Genomic DNA, 2,927 nt, shown 5'->3' on the forward strand with positions numbered 1-2,927 from the left:
TTATAAAATCCAGCCATCATATAAATAAAATAGATTTTCATTGCTTTCAATATTAATACACAGTTGCAATAGAAAATTCCAATCAGATATATACAATCATTAATTTAGAAATGTATATGTATATATCTGAATTTATAATTTAACCAATAAGTGAAAGCTGTTGCCGTAAATAGGTACCTGAACCTAATAATCCTGGTTGTGGATGAGTAATCAAATAAACAGGAATCTGTTGTACTAACGGTTTAAAGCGCCCTTTATCTTCAAATCCATGAAGAAAGTTCGACTGCTTAAAGAAATCAAGAAACCGCGGCACTATACCACCAGCGATATACACACCACCAAAAGCCCCCATATTTAACGCTAAATTTCCGCCAAATCGCCCCATAATTTCACAAAATAGTGTCAGCGCACGATGGCAATATTGGCAACTTTCATCCAATGCTCGTTGCGTCACTGTTTCTGGTTCTAAATCTTCCGGCTGACAATTATCCAAAATGGCAATGGCCTGATAAAGGTTTACCAACCCACTACCGGACAAGATTCTTTCTACCGAAACATGCCCAAATTTGCGCCGCAAAACAGCCAATATCGCATCTTGTTCTTCACTATTTGCTGCAAAATCTACATGGCCGCCTTCACCCGGTAAACTGACCCATTGCTTGTCTACCTTGATCAAATGAGCTACGCCAAGGCCAGTGCCTGCACCGTAAACCGCTATCGGTTTATCTCTAACCGCTTCTCCTCCACCCAACTGAACTTTGTGTTCTTCTGTTAGCATTGGAATAGCCATAGATACAGCCGTGAAGTCATTGATCACGTCTAATTTTTCTAGCCCAAGTGTCTGTTTCAGCTCACTAATAGAAAATGCCCATTGGTGATTGGTCATTTCTACCCAATCACCATTTATCGGACAAGCAATAGCGATGCAAGCACAAGTTACTGTTGTTTTTTGCTCCGCTAAATAGTGACTGATAATAGATTCTAATCCGGCGTGTTGTTTCGCACTATATGTTTCAATCCGCTCAATAGCCCCATTTTCCAAATTGCAAAGCGCTAATCTGGCATTGGTGCCGCCAATATCAGCAACTAATCCATAGAGATTCATTTTTATATCCTAATAATCGACTAGTACAACAATTAGGTAAAGCTTATCCCATCTGGCATTATTGGTATAGATCGTTTAACAGTGAATGACTGGCAAGCAGTTAATTAATAGCATAAAGGCAAACCACACTATTCAAGGGTAAATGCAAAAAAACCAACCTCACCAGTTGGTTTTTTACATTTATATACTATGCAGCTAAGACTATGTAGTTAAGCAGCCTTATGACGTTTATTGGATTTTCTTTTTTCACTTCTCATTGCTTTGCTGTGAGCTTCGGCGAGTACCCGTTTTTTCTCACTATTAGCAAAACGATTTAAAACTTGCCTGATCAATGGCTGGTAGCCTAAGCCATTAAGGTCAGCTATCATTTTCAAGTCTTCTATCAGAGATAGATTTAACCTAATTGAAATGGGCTGTAACTCCAACACTTCGTTAATCTGATCTTCTGTTATATCATCAGATACTTTAACGTGAGACTCACTACAACCAAGCTCACCGTTCTCCCATGCTTCATCGGTGGAAACTATCAGGTTATTTGCTCGCTTATCAGTTTGCCTGCTCATTTCTCTGTTCCTAGACCGTATTTTCGGTAAATTCTCAATTCATCTTCGTTAGGTGCATAGGCAATCCTTATAGCAACCCCTTTTTCAGGATAATAGATAAAGACTATCTTTAACTTAACGCCATAATCAGTTTCAGATATAAACCATTTAGTGGGTGGCTCAGTTTTATTATCTTCCCTTGTATCCTCAAGAAAACGTCCAACCCGATTAGAAAAACACTGGAGTATATCCTCTCCATTAACAGACGGCTTTTTGCCTGCTAATTTCAATCTGATGTTTGATGATATCAAGAACTCTATATACTGCGGTGTTTTTAACTCATGGTTAATCTGTATATACAGAATACGCCGCTAAACAGATCTAAACAACTCAAAATGACTCATAAAATATCAATGGATTTTGTATCATTAATAGATAAGATATATTATTTGAGCGTAAAATTTGTATATACACATAATGATGAAGCTCATGCTCAAGGTATAGAATAAATTTGTAAGTCATGCTATAGAATTTATCGAAACTAGTATGTTTACCCGACGATAAAAGAATAAGGCGTAATATGAGTTTTTTTGACGAATTGAAAGCATCCCTCGAAGAAGCAGTTGAAATTAAACAAGGTAATAAAGCCACAACACGTGTGACCCGATACGAAGTTGCCGACGTTAAAACTATCCGTGCTCAACTTAACATTTCACAGGCAGAGATGGCGAAGGCTTTAGGCACTAGCCTTGATACAATTAAAAGCTGGGAGCAAAAGCGTCGAAATCCGACAGGGCTAGCGGCAAAGGTGTTAGCTATCATCCAAGAAAATCCTAATTTCTATAAGGCCCTGGCGACCCATTGATTAAAAACCAACTGCTCTACCGACTGAGCTAACAATCCATCTGGAGGAATTGGTTTTGAATGAAGCTTTAAGATGGTGGGTCGTGCAGGATGACTCGCTTCGCTCGGCTCGAACCTGCGACCCATTGATTAAAAGTCAACTGCTCTACCGACTGAGCTAACAACCCATCTATAGGGGAATTATTCTGATTGTATCTTTTGGAGTGGTGGGTCGTGCAGGATGACTCGGCCTATGGCCTCGCCCTTCGGGCCAGCGCTCACGCGCTGTTGTCTCGCTTCGCTCGGCTCGAACCTGCAACCAATTGATTAAAAGTCAACTGCTCTACCGACTGAGCTAACAACCCATCTATAGGGGAATTATTCTGATTGTATCTTTTTGAGTGGTGGGTCGTGCAGGATTACTCGGCCTATGGCAT

General features: G+C 39.8%; 4 protein-coding genes and 2 tRNA genes. 1 reads left to right on the top strand and 5 read right to left on the bottom strand.

The features are described 5' to 3' along the window. Window positions 1-139 precede the first annotated feature (139 nt). From glk to V2H77_RS00905, 3 genes are all read right to left on the bottom strand, one after another. A complete protein-coding gene (gene glk, locus V2H77_RS00895; protein ID WP_341497294.1) occupies window positions 140-1,105 on the bottom strand; it encodes a glucokinase in 966 nt (321 codons plus the stop codon). Window positions 1,106-1,314: 209 nt separating this feature from the next. Next, window positions 1,315-1,668 carry a hypothetical protein gene (locus tag V2H77_RS00900; RefSeq protein ID WP_341497295.1) on the bottom strand — a complete coding sequence of 118 codons (354 nt, stop codon included), beginning with the start codon at window positions 1,666-1,668 and terminating at the stop codon, window positions 1,315-1,317. Then, window positions 1,665-1,937, bottom strand: a complete 273-nt coding sequence (locus tag V2H77_RS00905) for a hypothetical protein (protein WP_341497296.1) — start codon at window positions 1,935-1,937, stop codon at window positions 1,665-1,667. Before V2H77_RS00905 ends, V2H77_RS00900 begins: the two co-directional genes overlap by 4 nt. A 290-nt stretch (window positions 1,938-2,227) precedes the next feature. On the opposite strand from V2H77_RS00905, the gene nadS reads away from it, so the two are divergent. Next, the gene (gene nadS, locus V2H77_RS00910; protein WP_341497297.1) at window positions 2,228-2,512 is read left to right on the top strand and encodes a NadS family protein; all 285 of its coding nucleotides are present in this window, start codon (window positions 2,228-2,230) and stop codon (window positions 2,510-2,512) included. 73 nt (window positions 2,513-2,585) lie between these two features. Here nadS and V2H77_RS00915 read toward each other — a convergent pair. Continuing rightward, window positions 2,586-2,678, bottom strand: a tRNA-Lys gene (locus V2H77_RS00915). A gap of 37 nt (window positions 2,679-2,715) precedes the next feature. After that, window positions 2,716-2,855, bottom strand: a tRNA-Lys gene (locus tag V2H77_RS00920). Window positions 2,856-2,927 lie beyond the last annotated feature (72 nt).

This window comes from Photorhabdus sp. P32 (assembly GCF_038085095.1).
GTDB classification, from domain to species: domain Bacteria; phylum Pseudomonadota; class Gammaproteobacteria; order Enterobacterales; family Enterobacteriaceae; genus Photorhabdus; species Photorhabdus luminescens.

Bases quoted from the DNA above. Each gene is read 5' to 3' on its own strand.
- glk (WP_341497294.1), bottom strand. From the start codon at position 1,105: ATGAATCTCTATGGATTAGTTGCTGATATTGGCGGCACCAATGCCAGA.
- V2H77_RS00900 (WP_341497295.1), bottom strand. From the start codon at position 1,668: ATGAGCAGGCAAACTGATAAGCGAGCAAATAACCTGATAGTTTCCACC.
- nadS (WP_341497297.1), top strand. From the start codon at position 2,228: ATGAGTTTTTTTGACGAATTGAAAGCATCCCTCGAAGAAGCAGTTGAA.